Origin of the sequence: Lactobacillus sp. N54.MGS-719, from assembly GCF_000980505.1 — a bacterium.
In the GTDB taxonomy this organism is placed as follows: Bacteria; Bacillota; Bacilli; order Lactobacillales; family Lactobacillaceae; genus Lactobacillus; species Lactobacillus amylovorus.
In genome coordinates, this window is the sequence record NZ_LARO01000012.1 from 24,280 (window position 1) to 40,919 (window position 16,640).

At 37.2% G+C, this 16,640-nt stretch carries 14 protein-coding genes; 11 read left to right on the forward strand and 3 right to left on the reverse strand.

Going from position 1 to position 16,640, the window contains the following annotated elements; genetic code table 11:
• The first annotated feature begins 43 nt into the window (after positions 1 to 43).
• Genes WS44_RS03695 through holA form a run of 3 tightly spaced genes read left to right on the forward strand, consistent with a single transcriptional unit; the run spans position 44 to position 3,964 of the window.
• The gene (locus WS44_RS03695; RefSeq protein WP_013437656.1) at positions 44 to 727 is read left to right on the forward strand and encodes a helix-hairpin-helix domain-containing protein; all 684 of its coding nucleotides are present in this window, start codon (positions 44 to 46) and stop codon (positions 725 to 727) included.
• Positions 696 to 2,981, forward strand: coding sequence for a DNA internalization-related competence protein ComEC/Rec2 (locus WS44_RS03700; RefSeq protein ID WP_046433186.1), 2,286 nt, complete (start codon positions 696 to 698; stop codon positions 2,979 to 2,981). The genes WS44_RS03695 and WS44_RS03700 overlap by 32 nt, the downstream gene beginning before the upstream one ends.
• A complete protein-coding gene (gene holA / locus WS44_RS03705) occupies positions 2,978 to 3,964 on the forward strand; it encodes a DNA polymerase III subunit delta (protein WP_046433188.1) in 987 nt (328 codons plus the stop codon). Before WS44_RS03700 ends, holA begins: the two co-directional genes overlap by 4 nt.
• A gap of 68 nt (positions 3,965 to 4,032) precedes the next feature.
• Here holA and rpsT read toward each other — a convergent pair whose 3' ends face one another.
• A complete protein-coding gene (gene rpsT / locus WS44_RS03710) occupies positions 4,033 to 4,290 on the reverse strand; it encodes a 30S ribosomal protein S20 (RefSeq protein ID WP_013437660.1) in 258 nt (85 codons plus the stop codon).
• 199 nt (positions 4,291 to 4,489) lie between these two features.
• Between rpsT and rpsO the strand changes: the two genes are divergently transcribed.
• The 8 genes from rpsO (at position 4,490) to yjeM (ending at position 14,017) form a co-directional block, all read left to right on the forward strand.
• Positions 4,490 to 4,759, forward strand: a complete 270-nt coding sequence (rpsO, locus tag WS44_RS03715) for a 30S ribosomal protein S15 (protein ID WP_013437661.1) — start codon at positions 4,490 to 4,492, stop codon at positions 4,757 to 4,759.
• 142 nt (positions 4,760 to 4,901) lie between these two features.
• A complete protein-coding gene (locus WS44_RS03720; protein ID WP_014565738.1) occupies positions 4,902 to 6,707 on the forward strand; it encodes a ribonuclease J in 1,806 nt (601 codons plus the stop codon).
• A 5-nt stretch (positions 6,708 to 6,712) separates the two neighbouring features.
• Positions 6,713 to 7,546, forward strand: coding sequence for a tetratricopeptide repeat protein (locus WS44_RS03725; protein ID WP_046433191.1), 834 nt, complete (start codon positions 6,713 to 6,715; stop codon positions 7,544 to 7,546).
• A gap of 188 nt (positions 7,547 to 7,734) precedes the next feature.
• Positions 7,735 to 8,925 carry an elongation factor Tu gene (gene tuf / locus WS44_RS03730; RefSeq protein ID WP_014565740.1) on the forward strand — a complete coding sequence of 397 codons (1,191 nt, stop codon included), beginning with the start codon at positions 7,735 to 7,737 and terminating at the stop codon, positions 8,923 to 8,925.
• A 147-nt stretch (positions 8,926 to 9,072) separates the two neighbouring features.
• A complete protein-coding gene (gene tig, locus WS44_RS03735; protein WP_014565741.1) occupies positions 9,073 to 10,404 on the forward strand; it encodes a trigger factor in 1,332 nt (443 codons plus the stop codon).
• Positions 10,405 to 10,534: 130 nt separating this feature from the next.
• Positions 10,535 to 11,806, forward strand: a complete 1,272-nt coding sequence (gene clpX, locus WS44_RS03740) for an ATP-dependent Clp protease ATP-binding subunit ClpX (protein WP_046433194.1) — start codon at positions 10,535 to 10,537, stop codon at positions 11,804 to 11,806.
• On the forward strand, positions 11,796 to 12,386 hold the full coding sequence (gene yihA / locus WS44_RS03745) for a ribosome biogenesis GTP-binding protein YihA/YsxC (protein ID WP_013437667.1): 591 nt from the start codon (positions 11,796 to 11,798) through the stop codon (positions 12,384 to 12,386). Before clpX ends, yihA begins: the two co-directional genes overlap by 11 nt.
• Before the next feature lie 119 nt (positions 12,387 to 12,505).
• Positions 12,506 to 14,017 carry a glutamate/gamma-aminobutyrate family transporter YjeM gene (yjeM, locus tag WS44_RS03750; protein ID WP_013437668.1) on the forward strand — a complete coding sequence of 504 codons (1,512 nt, stop codon included), beginning with the start codon at positions 12,506 to 12,508 and terminating at the stop codon, positions 14,015 to 14,017.
• Positions 14,018 to 14,057: 40 nt separating this feature from the next.
• On the opposite strand, the gene dapF is transcribed toward yjeM, so the two are convergent.
• Both dapF and WS44_RS03760 read right to left on the reverse strand, forming a co-directional pair.
• Positions 14,058 to 15,062 carry a diaminopimelate epimerase gene (gene dapF / locus WS44_RS03755; protein WP_046433196.1) on the reverse strand — a complete coding sequence of 335 codons (1,005 nt, stop codon included), beginning with the start codon at positions 15,060 to 15,062 and terminating at the stop codon, positions 14,058 to 14,060.
• Positions 15,063 to 15,073: 11 nt separating this feature from the next.
• The gene (locus WS44_RS03760; RefSeq protein ID WP_046433199.1) at positions 15,074 to 16,429 is read right to left on the reverse strand and encodes an aspartate kinase; all 1,356 of its coding nucleotides are present in this window, start codon (positions 16,427 to 16,429) and stop codon (positions 15,074 to 15,076) included.
• Between the last annotated feature and the right edge of the window lie 211 nt (positions 16,430 to 16,640).

Consider the following 16,640-nt stretch of genomic DNA (forward strand, 5'->3'; position numbering starts at 1 on the left):
ATTCTGGGCTTTTTTTGCGTAATAAATAGTAGAGGTGAATTATATGAATTTTGAAAAAATAAAGGAATTTGCAATCGAAAAGAAGGTGTATTTGATTGCAGTAGGAATTATTTTAGTGGGCTTTTTTTATTTTAGAAAAGGGGATAGTACTGATAAAAATACTGAAACAGATAATACACAATTGATGCAGAAAAATAGCAGTTCTTCATCTAGTACTGATGTAGCGAATATGGCAAGCAATTCTTCTGCTAGTGAATCAAAAACTGTAACTTGCGATATTTCAGGAGCAGTAAAACATGAAGGGGTCTATACATTAAAAAATGGTGCCAGATTGCAGGAGCTAATTGAAGCTGCGGGCGGGACGACTAGTAGAGCCCAATTAAAGGCAATCAATCGCGCTGTCTTGTTAAAAGACCAGGATAAAATTCATATCCCTTATAAAGGTGAGAAAGTAGAAAATGCGGCTACGGCTGGTACTGAGAGTCAAGCAAGTGCTACTAGTGGTGATTCAAGCTCATCACAGCAAGGAAGTGGTGAAAAAGTTAATTTAAATACAGCTAATGCGGCCGATCTGCAAAAATTAACGGGAATTGGTGAAAAGAAGGCAGAACAAATTATTGCCTATCGTGAACAAAAGGGTTCTTTTAAAAAGATCGAAGATTTAATGCAGGTATCTGGAATAGGAGAAAAGACTTTTGCAAGTCTCAAAGACCAATTGGCTGTTTAGAAATGATGCAGGCTTTTATCTGATTTTGGCCTTGCTTTTAGTAACAATCTCTTTTTGGCTATTTGCCAGTGATTCATTAGTTCAAAAAATGGTTTGTCTTTTGTTTAGCCTATATTTTCTATTTTTATTAATCAAAAAATATAGTGCTAATATGCAGATCATAGTTCTGATTCTATTGTCTTTTAGCTTGATTGCATTCTTGAATAAAAAAACTACAAATTTTAATTTGAATAGCCAAAGTCAGCTAACAATTTATCCTGATCAGCTTCGCGTTAAGGATGATTTTCTGTCAGGTACTGGTCATTTTAAAGGTGGAGATATTTTAATTGCTGGCAAAATTAACGATGAACAAAAAAGACTATTAAAAACCGGACAACCAATTTTAATGAGTCAGATTGAAGGTAAGTGTGAACCGATTGAGCCGGCTACGAATATTGGCGAGTTTAATTATCAGAATTATTATGCAGCGAAAAAGATTTTTCAAAGAGTTAAATTTACTAGCATGCAAATGAATGTTCTTCGTCCTGACTTAATAGGAAAACTACATCAATTGCGCTATCGTCTGCAGAAATATTTTAAAACGATGCCGCAGTTGCTCGGCTTTTTTGCCAGTGAATTGGTTTTGGGTGAAAACAATGCGCAAGAGAATCAAGAAATTTTGAATAATTATCGCGATTTAGGCGTTATTCACTTGTTAAGTATCTCGGGTTTGCATGTTGGTATCTATGTCTTGATCATCAGTACGATTTGTTACAGTTTAAAGATGATCGATGAAGAAACATTTTTGTTTTGCGTAATAATTCTATTATTGGGAATCTTTTTAAGTAGTGGTCAAGCTGGTTTTGTCCGTGCAAGCTTAACTTATTTTTTAGGTAGAGTTAGCAAGTACAAAGGATTGCACATCACACAAGTTGATTTATTAGGCCTAACTTGTATTATTCATCTGCTATTTGTACCGCGATTATTTATGGCTGCCGGTGCGCTGTTAAGTTATATTTTGGCGTTGGGGTTGCAATTGACTGATTCATTTAACGGGCTGAAGCAATCGATTTTGCTTAACTTATTATTGACGCCGCTTTTGCTTTTATTATTTTATCAGATCAACTTTTTGACCGTTTTATTCAATATGCTGGTTGTGCCATATTTCAACTGGGTTGTTATGCCGTTAGCATTCATTAACGTCTTAACTTTTGGTTTCACTAAACGGCTAGCACCATTTTTTGAAAAGATATTGGAATTAGGCGAGCAACTCATTGAACGACTTTCGCAAACTAAATTGGGCTTGCTTGATTTTGGTCAAATTAATTGGTGGCAATGTTTGCTTTTGCTGATAGTGTCAATTGCCTTAATTATCGCTTTAAGAGAAAAGCCAGAGTGGCGTTTTAATTGTAAAAAGATCGGCCTAACTTTAACTGTTTTTTATGCAGTTTTCTTCAGCATGATTCATTTTCCATTGCGCGGGCAGGTAACCTTCATTGACGTAGGGCAGGGTGACAGTATTTTGATTACTACACCTTTTCCACGCAGAGCCTACATAATTGATACAGGAGGCAAGCTTAATTTTAGTGGTAAAAAAGTAACACCGCAGATCAATCGAATTACGATCCCGTTTTTAAAAAGCCAGGGAATTAATAGTCTGGATGGCGTGTTTGTATCTCACCAAGATGCCGATCACGTGGGAGATTTAGGACCATTATTGGAACAGATTAAGGTAAAGAAATTGTTTATGGCACAAGGTTTGCTTAAGAATCCTTCTTTTCAAAAAAGAATTGATGGCAGAATTAAAAATACTAAATTAGTGGAACTGCTAGCAGGGATGCAGGTGAAGGAACCACAGATTACGTTCAATGTCGTTTATCCTTATCAAGCAGGTGAAGGTAAAAATGAGGATTCATTGAGTTTGCTTTTTAGATTAGCTAATAAAAACTGGCTTTTTACAGGAGATTTGGGTCAAGATGGAGAAAGTGAAATAATGCAAAAGATGACTCTTAATGTAGATTATTTCAAGTTAGGGCACCATGGCAGTAAGACATCCTCTAAGCCGGAGTTTTTGCAGGCGATTCATCCTAAGAAGGTCTTTATCTCAGCCGGGCGCAATAATCGTTTTGGTCATCCGCATCAGGAAACCTTGACGACACTGGCCAACCAACAAATACCGTGGGTTTCAACTCAAGACTGTGGTATGATTAGCTGGTATTATGGTGGAATGAAAGAACCAGAATTTAATTGCTTTTTGAAGCGGGGTAAAAAATGACCTTACTGTCCTTATTTAAAAATACAAATAATAATAATCCGCATACTTTAATTTGGAGTGAAGATGATTTTGTCAATGACTATCTCGCTAAGTCTTATGCTAAAGAGGATCAATTTAAAGACTGCGAACACGTAATTATCGACTGCGAAACGGATGGGCTAGACGAACTGATTGCTAGTTTGACTGAATCAAGTTTGTTTAGTGAACAAAAACTGATTATGGTTAAAAATCCATTCTTTTTGACAGCCAAAGTACCTAAAAAGTATCAAAAGCAAATCAATGACTTGATAAAGATTTTTGAGAATTTGTCAGATTTAGAAGATACGATCGTAATTGTAGCTTCATATGAAAAACTGGATCGACGTAAAAAACTCACCAAGACTGTTTTAAAACAATTCAACGTAGTAGAACCTAAAATCCGTTCTTATGAAGTAGGTGCAATTATTAAAGCACTGATTAAAGCAGAAGGTTACACAATTACGCAATCTGCTTTGCAGCTTCTGATTGAGCGCAGCGACCAAGTGATGGATACTGTGCTGAGCAATTATCAAAAATTGAAGATGACAGCTACTGATAACAAGATTACTGAAAAGTCCGTCATGCAAAATGTTGATTTGTCACTGGCACAAAATATTTTTGCAATTTTGGAATCAGCTCTTAATCGAAATTATCAAGAAGCAGTTGATCGATTGGAGAATCAATTACGAGAAGGAACGTCTCCAATTCAATTACTGGCTGTCTTTGAAAATCAGCTTGAACTGTTGTTAGTAGTTAAAATTTTAGCTCAAAGAGGTCGCAGTGAGCCACAAATAGTTAAAGATTTAGGCGTTCACCCATATCGAGTTAAGTTGGCTTTGAAAAATAGGGTGAAGATTAGTAAATTAGAAAAATTGTTGCGGGATGCCATTGATTTGGAATTCAATTATAAGAATGGTACTTATCACGAAGATAATTTCTTGAAACTATTCGTTTTAAACGTGTAGAAAACAAAAAAAGAGAAAAGATCATAATTTATGATCTTTTCTCTTTTTTGATTAGTAATAAGTATTAATTACTTGTTTGCTAATTTGTTTAAACGACTCTTGTCACGAGCAGCCTTGTTCTTGTGGATTAAGCCTTTTGAAGCAGCCTTGTCCAAAGCGCGAACAGCTTCTAAATGCAACTTGGAGACGTCTTCTTTACTATCAGTTTCAACAGCGTTCTTGAATTTCTTAACAGCAGTTCTTAACTTGCTTAATTCAGAAGCGTTACGTTCTTTAGCAGCGTTTTGCGTCTTAACACGTTTAATAGCTGATTTGATTTGTGGCATGAAATTCACCTCCAATGATTTAGAAATTTACTTCATACATTATACTTAAGAAGCATCTTTGATGCAAGGTAATTTATGCTTGCTTTTTGAAAAAATAATGTGTATCATAATTTTCGTGAACCATTAACGCTGTTTATTTGCTCACGCCGACGATAAACGTTGTTAGTGGCAATTATTTATATGAAAGGTGAAATTTTTTATGGCAATTTCAAAGACTGAAAAAGACAACATTATTAAAGAATACGCAACTCACGAAGGTGATACTGGTTCTGTTGAAGTACAAGTTGCTCTCTTAACTGCAGACATCAACAACTTGACTGAACACATGAAGAACCACAAGCACGACCACCACTCATACGTTGGTTTGCTTAAGAAGATTGGTCACCGTCGTAACTTACTTCGTTACTTAGAAGATAACGACATTAACCGTTACCGTGAATTGATCAAGAAGTTAGGTCTTCGTCGTTAATTCTAACGATAAAAGAAGAAGTCAGCCACTTGGCTGGCTTTTTTTGTTTCCTTGTTTATGCTAAAATTGAAACAGATTATTTTTACGTTGTGATCAATTGATCCATAAGAAAATTGAATATTTAAATAGAAAAGGAAATATAATGGCTAATCAACTTAAGATTATGATCTTGAGCGGTGTGCGTGAACAGGGGAAAGACATGTTTGCCGTTCAAGTTAATGATGAAATTTTTGTCCTTGATGCCGGATTAAAGTACCCTGATAGTTCTTTATTTGGTATCGATGTCGTAATTCCTGATATGGATTTCTTTGAACAATATGGAGATCGAGTAGCAGGTATTTTTATTACACACGGACATGCTGACTCAATTGGTGCTTTGCCTTACATCTTGAGAAAGTATGATATTCCAGTGTTTGGTTCACAATTAAGTATCGAACTTGCCAAGATTGAAGTTCAACGTGAGAACAAGCACCGCAAGAATAGTTTGTTCCATGTGATCGATGCTGATACTGAAATTGATTTTAAGAATGCAAGTATCTCTTTCTTCCATACTACACACTCAATTCCAGATTCACTTGGTATTGATGTACATACTCCAGAAGGCGAAATCGTTTATACTGGTGACTTTAAGTTCGATCCAACAGCAGCTAAGAATTATCATACTGATATGGATCGCTTGGCAGAGATTGAACACAGAGGCGTACTCGCACTTTTAAGTGATTCTTCTAATGCAGAAGCATCATTCCCTAATGCTTCTGAACAAGATATCGGTAATTTTGTTACTAACGTATTTAGAAACGCTAAGGGCAGAATTATCGTTGCTGCCAAGGCTTCAAACTTGAATCGTGTACAAGAGGTTTTAAATGCGGCTAAGGCAACAGGCAAGCGAGTATTGCTTACTGGTCGTGACCTAGCTAAGATCGTAAGAACTTCAATGAAATTAGGCTATTTGGACGTACCAGATGGCCTCTTGATGCGTGTTAAGGATTTAAAGACCGTTCCTAATAATAAGACTGTAATTTTGGAAACTGGTCGAATGGGTGAACCATTGAATTCTTTGCAAAAGATGGCTAAAAAGTGTCACAGTATGATCACTATTCATAAGGGCGACTTAGTCTTCATTGCAACTACACCATCTCACTCTGTTGAAACGATGGTAGCCGAAACCAGTGACTTGGTTTATAAGGCTGGTGGTACCGTTATTCAACTTGGCCGCAACATTCATACCAGTGGTCACGCTACTGGTCGTGATATTCAATTGTTGATTGATACTTTGAAGCCAAAATTCTTGATCCCAGTAATTGGTGAATATCGTTTGCTTGAAATCGTGCGTGATTTAGCTGTTAAGGCTGGCATGAATCCAAAGGATATTTACATTACCAAGAATGGTGATTGCTTGGACTACGACTTTAAGAAGAAGCATTTCTATCTTTCTGATCCAGTTCCAGGCGAAGACACTATGATTGACGGTTCAGGCGTTGGTGATGTTGGTAACATCGTTTTGCGTGACCGTGAAGTTTTGTCAGACGATGGTATCTTTATTGCGGTTGTAACTATCGATCGTAAGAAGAAAAAGATTATTGCGGAACCTAAGGTTACTAGCCGTGGCTTTGTTTATATCAAGGCTAACCGTCAATTGATGAACGACTCAATTGAAGTAATCAAGAAGGCAATCAACAATAACTTTGAACATAAGAAGTTTGATTGGACAGAGTTAAAGCAAGACATTCGTGGCGATTTGGAGAAGTTTTTATACAAGAGAACTAACCGTCGTCCAGTAATTTTGCCAGTTGTCATGGAAGTAAACCAAAACCGTCATCGTGCTATGCAAAAACGCAATGAAAAGACGCAAAATGACAACAAGACCAATAATACTGCCAAGAAGTCAAACTCTAAACGTCAAACAAATAATAAAAAGAAAGAAAATACTAAGAGCAAGGAAAAATAAGATCTATGACGTCAATTAGTCAAAAAAACTTATTGAAGCTTGCTGAAGAAAATAAGCGCAAAGGCGATATTGAAGCGACTATTCAGAATTTAGAAGAAGCATTGCGAGGAGAACATTCTCTAGATGTAATTCTTCAACTTTGTGAGCTATATTGCGCTAATAAACAAGAAGATCAGGCATACGCTTTAATTAAAGAAGAGCCTGATCTTTTTTCAGATCAGCGAGTTTATCAAACCTATTGCAAAATTCTGCAAAAAAATCATTTTTTAATAGAAGCTTTGCAGCTGAAACATATTACGGGATTGGATTTGCCGGTTAAGGTAGAGCCGGTTTCTGAAGAAGATCAGCAACAGATTATGCAAAAATTTAAACAGAAAAAGCAGGTTAATCAGGCTGATTTTGAAAGTTTGCATAAATTAAATCTAATTAATTTTAAGGCCTTTACTCAAAGCATACTTTTAGATCCAACACCAGATTTTGCCGTACGATTGGCACTGTGTGAAGATTTAGTACGATTGGGTTTAAAGGATTCATTTAAAATTTGGATTGTTGATAATTTAGAAGAATTTGTTCCTGCAGAGACGCTTTTATTAGAGAAGGAACCAGCATATCGAGAAATAATTACTGCAGTCGGTTCGCGCTTTGCGCATAATCCAAGTCAATTACCATTAATGATTGGAGAAACTAATTTGGTTGTTGGTAGTTTATATCCTAAAGTGAAGAAATATGTCGATGAACCAGATAGCTTTGCTAGTGATTTGGTATCTTTTTTGCAAACTAAAGAGGGCCGCAGTCACCAAAAATTGTTTAATAAGATTTATCAGCACTTACCTAAATAAAAATAAGCAAAAAAGGTTTACTTTTTTGAACTATTTAGTATAATTAGCAAAGGATATTTTCGTTAGGCAAGTTAGCTTAAGCTTTTTTACTAGGCATTTGCCGAAGAAAGTAGTACAATATTCAACAGAGAATTATCCGTTAACTTATCTCAACGGACTTCTTGCAAATTTACAGGAGGGTCATTTTAATGGCAGAAAAAGAACATTACGTTAGAACTAAGCCACACGTAAACATTGGTACTATCGGTCACGTTGACCACGGTAAGACCACTTTAACTGCGGCTATTACTACTGTTTTAGCTGAAAAGGGTTTGGCTAAGGCTGAAGATTACTCACAAATCGATGCTGCACCAGAAGAAAAGGAACGTGGTATCACTATTAACACCGCCCACGTAGAATACGAAACTGAAAATCGTCACTACGCTCACATGGACGCTCCAGGCCACGCCGACTACATCAAGAACATGATTACCGGTGCTGCACAAATGGATGGTGCTATCTTAGTTGTTGCTGCAACTGATGGTCCTATGCCACAAACTCGTGAACACATTTTACTTGCTCGTCAAGTTGGTGTTAACTACATCGTAGTATTTTTGAACAAGTGCGATTTGGTTGACGACCCAGAATTGATCGACTTAGTTGAAATGGAAGTTCGTGACTTGTTAACTGAATACGATTACCCTGGCGACGATATTCCAGTTGTTCGTGGTTCAGCTTTGAAGGCTTTGCAAGGCGACAAGGAAGCTCAAGAACAAATCTTGAAGTTGATGGACATCGTTGATGAATACATCCCAACTCCAGAACGTCAAACTGACAAGCCATTCTTAATGCCAGTTGAAGACGTATTCACTATCACTGGTCGTGGTACTGTTGCTTCAGGTCGTATCGACCGTGGTACTGTTAAGATCGGTGACGAAGTTGAAATCGTTGGTTTGGTAGACAAGGTTCTTAAGTCAGTTGTTACTGGTTTGGAAATGTTCCACAAGACTTTGGACTTAGGTGAAGCCGGCGATAACGTTGGTGTATTGCTTCGTGGTATCGACCGTGACCAAGTTGTTCGTGGTCAAGTGTTGGCTGCTCCAGGCTCAATCCAAACCCACAAGAAGTTTAAGGGTCAAGTTTATGTTTTGAAGAAGGACGAAGGTGGTCGTCACACCCCATTCTTCTCAGACTACCGTCCACAATTCTACTTCCACACCACTGATATTACTGGTGAAATCGAATTGCCAGAAGGTACTGAAATGGTTATGCCTGGTGATAACACTGAATTCACTGTTACCTTAATTAAGCCAGCTGCCATCGAAAAGGGTACTAAGTTCACCATCCGTGAAGGTGGTCGTACCGTTGGTGCCGGTCAGGTTACTGAAATCCTTGACTAATTTCTAACGATATAGTAAAAAAAGATGCACTTCTTCACTGGAGCGCATCTTTTTTCTTTTAGATATTTGTTTTTTGTGCTAGTTTAAGGTAAGATAACTTAGTATGCAAGAAGCAAACTCAAACTTGACATTGGAGGTATTTTATTAATGTCTGTAAAATGGGAAAAAACCGGTAAGACAACCGGTGAACTTACTTTTGATATTTCACAAGATGAAATTAAATTAGGTTTAGACCAAGCATTTAGAAGAGTAAAGAAAAACTTGCGTGTTCCTGGCTTTAGAAAGGGCCACGTTTCTCGTGTAATTTTTGATCAATACTACGGTGAAGAAGCATTATATGAAGATGCTTTAAACATCGTATTACCAAATGCATATTCTGCTGCTGTTAAGGAAGCAGGTATTGCTGCAGTTGGTCAACCACAAATTACTCCTGTATCAATGGACAAGGGTAAGGACTGGACTATGAAGGCTACTGTTACTGTAGAACCAGAAGTTAAGTTAGGCGACTACAAGGGTATTGAAGTTCCTAAGCAAAATACTCGTATTTACCAAAAGGACGTTGATGCTGAACTTGACAAGCGTCGTGAACAAAACGCTGAACTTGTTCTTAAGAAGGGTAAGTCAGAAAAAGGCGATACTGTAACTATCGACTACAAGGGTACTATTGACGGTAAGGAATTTGAAGGCGGCTCAGCTGAAAACTACTCACTTGAATTAGGTTCAGGTGCATTTATTCCAGGCTTTGAAGATCAACTTATTGGTCACGAAGCAGGTGACGACGTTGATGTTGTTGTAACCTTCCCTAAGGATTACGGCGCAAAGGACTTAGCAGGTAAGGAAGCTCACTTCGCAACTAAGATCCACGAAGTTAAGTCAAAGCAACTTCCTAAGTTAGACGATGAATTTGCTAAGGACGTTGATGACTCTGTAGATACTCTTGACGAATTAAAGGACAAGATCAAGAAAGACTTGAAGGCACAAAAGGAAGAAGCTGCTAAGGACGCAATCCAAGAAGCTGCTATCGAAGGTGCTGTAAAGAACGCTACTGTTGATGAAATTCCTGACGCAATGATCCAAGAAGATGTTGATACTCAATTGAACCAATACTTGGGCAACATGCAACGTCAAGGTATCGATCCTCAAACTTACTACAAGTTGACTAACACCAACGAACAACAATTACGTTCACAATTTGCTAAGAACGCTGCTGAAAGAGTTAAGACTAACTTAGTTCTTGAAGCTATTGTTGATGCAGAAGACCTTAAGGCAACTAAGGACGAAATTGATAAGGAAATCAAGGACCTTTCTTCTGAATACAACATGGATGAAAAGACTGTACGTAACACCTTAACTGATGATATGTTAAGTCACGATATCACTGTACGTAAGGCTATGGATCTTATTACTGATAATGCTAAGCAAGTTGCTAAGGCAAAGCTTGAAGCAAAGGACTTAGATGATAATAAGGAAGACAAGTAATAAAATTTATTGCTGATTCCTCAAAAAAAGGCGGCTTTAGGCCGCTTTTTTTGATTTTTAAGCCTAATATTTATCAATCTTAGTTAAAGTATGATAATCTAATTTTTGGTAGATATAGGAGGAAAAGTTAATGGCAAATCAGTTTACAGAACAAGAAGAGATTAAATGCGCTTTTTGTGGTAAAACTCAAGACCAAGTCAAGAAAATGATTGCCGGTAACGGCGTTTATATTTGTAACGAATGTGTTGACTTGGCTAAAAAAATTATTGACGATGAATTACGAGCAGATTCTCTTAAGGCAGCTCGTGAATTACCTAAACCAGTTGAAATTAAGAAGCAACTTGATCAATATGTAATTGGTCAAGATCGTGCTAAAAAAGTGTTGTCAGTTGCTGTATATAATCACTACAAGCGAATCAGTCAAATGGATGTCGATTCATCAACTGAATTACAAAAGTCTAATATTGCAATGATTGGACCTACCGGTTCAGGTAAAACTTATTTGGCACAAACTCTTGCACGAATTTTGAATGTGCCTTTTGCAATTGCCGATGCAACTACTTTAACTGAAGCGGGTTATGTTGGTGAAGACGTAGAAAACATCTTGCTAAAATTGCTTCAAAACGCAGATTACGATATTGAACGTGCTCAACGCGGTATCATTTATATCGACGAAATTGATAAGATTTCTAAGAAGTCAGAAAATGTTTCAATCACTCGTGATGTATCAGGTGAAGGTGTACAACAATCTCTTTTGAAGATTTTGGAAGGTACTATCGCATCTGTTCCACCACAGGGTGGTCGTAAGCATCCACAACAAGAAATGATTAAGATGGATACTACTAATATTCTGTTTATTGTTGGTGGTGCCTTTGACGGAATTGAACAAATCGTAAAGAATCGTCTTGGCAAGAAGACAATCGGCTTTGGTGCTGAAAACGAAGCTGACAAGGTAGATGCTGATGATTGGACTCGCCATTTGACTACAGCTGATTTGGTTAAGTTTGGTATGATTCCAGAATTTATCGGTAGAATTCCTATCATTACTACTTTGGACAAGCTTAACAGTGAAGACTTAGTAAGAGTATTGACTGAACCAAAGAACGCCTTGGTAAAGCAATATAAGAAGCTTCTTTCACTTGATGGCGTTGACCTTAAGTTTACTGATGGTGCTTTAAAGGCAATTGCTGATTTGGCTATTCAAAGAAACATGGGTGCTCGTGGTTTGAGAACAATTATTGAAAACTCAATTATGGACATTATGTATGAAACTCCAAGTGAAGAAGATATCGAATCAGTTGAAGTTACAAAAGACGTAATAACTAAACATGCTAAACCACGCGTTGTTCGTAAAAATTCAGACGACGTCGAAAGTTCTCAGGTAAGTGCCAATGATAATTAAAAGCAGCAGTTATGCAGTTAGTGCTGTAAAGGAAAGCCAATATCCTAAGGATAATTTACCTGAGATCGCGTTAGCGGGCCGCTCGAACGTAGGAAAATCTAGCTTGATTAATACCCTGCTTAAACGTAAAAACTTGGCTAGAACATCTTCACAGCCTGGTAAGACCCAAACCCTTAACTTCTATCTAGTAAATGATGAATTTTACTTAGTGGATGTTCCAGGATATGGCTATGCTAAAGTTTCCCAAAAAAGACGACAAGAATTTGGCGAAATGATCCAAGACTATTTGGAGACAAGACCTAATCTAAAAGGGTTGATCATCTTGATCGATAGTCGTCATGAACCGACTAAGGATGATATTGCGATGTATGAATATGCCCAATATCTAAATATCCCAATTCTAGTTGTCTGCACGAAAATGGACAAAATCAAGAAGAGCCAAACCAATAAAGTGATGTCAGGTTTGAAAAAGAACTTAGATCTTAATTATGATCACGTAACAGTCTTAACTTTTAGTTCAGTCACTAAATTACATGTAGCTGAATTAGGAGATTGGATTGAAGACAAGATCAATCAATAAAAGCGTTGCTCAAAAGAGCAATGCTTTTTTTGTATCATAAGACAAATATTAGAATGAATGCGGTTAAAAAGATCAATGATAAAATAAGGAGGTAAACAGAAAGTAGAGGTTTTATTGTTTTGGATGATGAAAATACACAGACGAAAAAGACACTAACCACTATGAGCCTCGTTTTGATGATCATTACGACGGTTTATGGTTTTGGTAATGTCTCTGTTTCGTACCGGCAAATGACATATGCCGGAATTATTTGGTTTATTTTAGCCGGAATTTGTTTCTTTTTCCCGGCTGGATTAATGATGGCGGAATATGGTTCTGCCTTTCATGATGCCAAAGGGGGCATTTATTCTTGGTTAGCAGGCTCAATTGGCGAAAAATGGGCCTTTATTGGGACTTTTGTTTGGCTTGCTAATTGGGTACTATGGTTGGTTTCAAGCGCATCTAGACTATGGATTTCGATTTCTGCGCTTGTTTTTGGTAAAGATACCACTCAAAGTTGGGATCTATTTGGCTTACATGGCACCCAACTGATTGGTGTTTTGGCCATTTTATTCATGATTTTGTCTACTTATCTTTCTTCAAGAGGGATGACTGGAATTAAGCTCATGTCCTCAATTGGTGGGTGGTTCATGATTGGAATGAATTTGGTCTTCATTATTTCTAGTTTAGTAGTAATTATTATGAACCACGGACAATTAGCACAACCAATCAATGGCTGGCAAAGCTTTATTGTCTCACCTAACAAGGACTTCCAAACTCCGATCACAATCATTTCCTTTGTTGTCTATGCCGTCTTTGCATATGGTGGTATGGAGACTGTCGGTGGTGTAATCGATAGTATGAAGCATCCAGAAAAGGACTTCCCAAAGGGTTTGATTATTGGTAGTTTATTTACGATTATTTCTTATGTTTTGATGATCTTTATGACTGGTTTTTCAGTCAACTATCAAAAAGATATCGTTGAAACAGGAGCCAATACCGGTAATATCACTTACGTGGTTTATGGAACCTTGGGTAAAGCGTTTGGTCATGCTTTGAATCTTGACCCTCATACTAGCTTGATGATTGGTAAAGTCTTCACTAGAGCTATTGCCTTATCGGGTTTAATGGGCATGATGGGTGCCTTCTTCGTATTGCTTTACTCACCAGTTAAATCATTTATTATGGGTTCAGACCCAAGACTCTGGCCTAAAGCTGCTACCAAATTAAACAAGCATGGTATTCCAGCTAATGCAATGTGGGCACAAACAATTTTTGTATGTTTGCTGATCGCAGTGGTTTCCTTTGGTGGTAGTGCAGCAACCAGTTTCTATCAGATTTTGACGGATATGGGGAATGTCGCAGCCACAGCACCATATATTTTCTTAATTGGTGCATTCCCATTCTTCCTTAAAAAGGATTATCCACGTAAATTTAGAGTATTTACAAACTATAAATGGACTGTAGCTTTGGTCGTCTTTGTTGAGTTTATTGTCTGCACGGGTATTCTCTTTACTGTTTTGCAGCCGGTTCTTGAACACAGATATGCTACAGCATTCTGGACTGCTTTTGGTCCAATCTTCTTTGGTTTGGTAGCTTACATTTTCTACCGCGTTTCTAAAAAGAGACATGGACTAAAAGATTTGGATTAAATTTAAGCAAAATAAAAAGCCTGCTTTTGCAGGCTTTTTTCTACGCTAAAGTGGTGATGTCATTATATTTCGGCAAACTGTCTACAAAGTGTTCGTAGGCTTGTTGCTCATTAGTCTCTGAAATTTGCACATTCTCTAAATTGTTACGATGCAAATCGTTTTCAGAAATGGTGATTTGGTGAGTAAAGGTGGCGTTGCCAGTTAATTCAATCCAGTATTCATTATTATCGTAATGAACTTTAGTCTTAACCATGCCGCCAGGGTTAAAGACATCAATTTGTGAATCAGTATCAACCATTTCAGGATGAGTTAACCAAAGGGCTAATGAAGTAGCCGACATACCGGTACCACATGCATTGGTAAAGCCAACGCCTCTTTCATAGGTACGAACAAACAGTTTGTTTTTGTCTAAAATTTGGGCAAAGTTAACATTAACGCCATCAGTGAAATAAGGATTTTCACTATTTAATCTTTTACCGACGATTCCCAAAATTGGGCCAGAAATTTGTTCTTGGTTAACAAAACTAATTAGGTGAGGGTTAGGTACGGCAATAGAAGTAAAGCGCAGACCAGGATAAAGTTCCGGTACAAAATTATCAATTATGCGGTCATGTCCTAAATTAGTGAAGGGCAAAGCCTCTTTGTTAAATCTGACTGGCGAGATTTCAACTGAATAAGCTGGTACGTCTTTAGCAAAGTCATTTTCTTTATGAACACGCAAGCTAGCATTCATTGTATCGACTAAGAAGTGATCTTGTTGGTATTTTTCACTCAAATAACGAGCCACAGTTCTAAGACCGTTACCACACATTGAAGCTTCGCTACCGTCTTCGTTGATAACCCGCATCTGTGCTAAAGCGCCTTTACGGACGGGTTTATTAATAGCTAAGACGCCGTCTGCACCATTTAAAATACCAGTTTGAGCATTGGTGATTTTTTTAGTAAAGTCTCTTAATTCTTCGTCAGTTAGTGGCTTATCTAATTCGGTTTGGTCCAGAATAAAGAAATGATTTTGAGAGCCGTGTACTTTTAATAACTTAACCATGTTGCACCTTCTTAATTAAAAAATTGCTGATAAATAATTTTAACTGCTTCATCAGCTTTTTCTTTTTTGGTACCGATCATCATTGAGATTTGGGATGCACCTTGATTGATCATGCGTGGAGAAATTCCTTGTTCATCTAAAGAGTCTAGAATTTGACGGCTTACGCCATGCGTTTTTTTCATCCCTTCGCCGACAATCATGATGATAGCATAATCGTCAATCCATTCGAGTTGATCAGGATTGATCGTTGCTTGAATTTCGTTGCAAATTTGATCGATTAATTGATCATTTAAAAAGTCGTTGTTGAAAATAATGGTAATGTCATCAATTCCGGATGGCATGTGTTCATAAGGAACGTTGTGATTGTATAAAATTTGCAAAATGCGCAGGGTAAAACCAGCTTCCTTGTTAAGCAAATACTTGTGCAAATATAAAGCAGAGAAATGCTTTTGACTAGTTACACCAGTAATGGTGTTGTCAGGTTCAAAGTCTTTTTCAGGTACAATCATTGTTCCTGGATTTTCTGGTTCATGTGTATTTTTTACGTTGATAGGAATTTGCCCTTGAATTGCAGGAATCAAGGCCTCGTCGTGGAAGACGGAGAAGCCAGCGTAAGACAATTCACGCATTTCACGGTAGGTCATCTTTTTAATTGACTCTGGCTGGTCAACGATATTAGGATTTGCAGCGAAAATTCCGTTAACATCAGTAAAGTTTTCGTATAAATTGGCGTGAAAACCGCGAGCTAAAATTGCTCCTGTAATATCAGAACCACCACGAGAAAATGTGGCAATATGGCCTGATGGAGTAATACCGAAGAAACCGGGGAAGATAATGCGCTCATCCTTAGCAATTTTTACTTGGTCAAGATTCAAATAGCTTTCTGGATTAACCAAAGCATCATTAGGTTCACCAGTAACGATCAAACCTGCTTCAGTTGGATCAAGAAATCTACTTTTAATATTTTTATGCTGCAAAATTAGCGCGATTAAGCGGGCATTAAGACGTTCACCGTGTGCTTTAAATGCAGCCATTAAATAGTCGGAATTAGGATAGGTTTGCTCAGGTAAAGCTACTAAAATATCTTTAATTACTTGCAACTTTTGATCGCTTAGACCAAAGTAATGTCCAATTTCTTGATAACGAGCGAAAATTTGCTTAACGATTTCAGTTGTATCTTGTTTATTTAAGACTTCGTTTGCATATTTAATTAAAAGATCGGTGACTTTGATATCGCCACTTTCTCGTTTTCCTGGTGCGGAAACTACGATAACTTGTCTTTGAGGATCACTTAAAATAATATTTAATGCTTGCTCAACACTAGAGCCGCTGGCTAAAGAACTGCCTCCAAATTTTACGACTTTCATAAAATTAACTCCTTAGTAATGATTTTCAGAAATAATTAATTTGAAATAATAAAGTTAGACTAAATTTTAGTTGAATTTTAGCATTATTTTTTAATCATGCAACTAAATAGCGGAGACTGTAAAATAGTTTGTGTAAGGATGAATGATTCCTTAAATTTATTTCTTTAAACATTAGAAAAAGGAGTTCCTTTCTCGTATGATTGGTTTGAAC

Excerpts from the sequence above, each read along its gene's own strand:
- rpsT (WP_013437660.1), bottom strand. The coding sequence starts at position 4,290 with ATGCCACAAATCAAATCAGCTATTAAACGTGTTAAGACGCAAAACGCT.
- rpsO (WP_013437661.1), top strand. The coding sequence starts at position 4,490 with ATGGCAATTTCAAAGACTGAAAAAGACAACATTATTAAAGAATACGCA.
- WS44_RS03725 (WP_046433191.1), top strand. The coding sequence starts at position 6,713 with ATGACGTCAATTAGTCAAAAAAACTTATTGAAGCTTGCTGAAGAAAAT.
- holA (WP_046433188.1), top strand. The coding sequence starts at position 2,978 with ATGACCTTACTGTCCTTATTTAAAAATACAAATAATAATAATCCGCAT.
- WS44_RS03695 (WP_013437656.1), top strand. The coding sequence starts at position 44 with ATGAATTTTGAAAAAATAAAGGAATTTGCAATCGAAAAGAAGGTGTAT.
- WS44_RS03760 (WP_046433199.1), bottom strand. The coding sequence starts at position 16,429 with ATGAAAGTCGTAAAATTTGGAGGCAGTTCTTTAGCCAGCGGCTCTAGT.
- WS44_RS03720 (WP_014565738.1), top strand. The coding sequence starts at position 4,902 with ATGGCTAATCAACTTAAGATTATGATCTTGAGCGGTGTGCGTGAACAG.
- dapF (WP_046433196.1), bottom strand. The coding sequence starts at position 15,062 with ATGGTTAAGTTATTAAAAGTACACGGCTCTCAAAATCATTTCTTTATT.
- tig (WP_014565741.1), top strand. The coding sequence starts at position 9,073 with ATGTCTGTAAAATGGGAAAAAACCGGTAAGACAACCGGTGAACTTACT.
- tuf (WP_014565740.1), top strand. The coding sequence starts at position 7,735 with ATGGCAGAAAAAGAACATTACGTTAGAACTAAGCCACACGTAAACATT.
- yihA (WP_013437667.1), top strand. The coding sequence starts at position 11,796 with ATGATAATTAAAAGCAGCAGTTATGCAGTTAGTGCTGTAAAGGAAAGC.
- clpX (WP_046433194.1), top strand. The coding sequence starts at position 10,535 with ATGGCAAATCAGTTTACAGAACAAGAAGAGATTAAATGCGCTTTTTGT.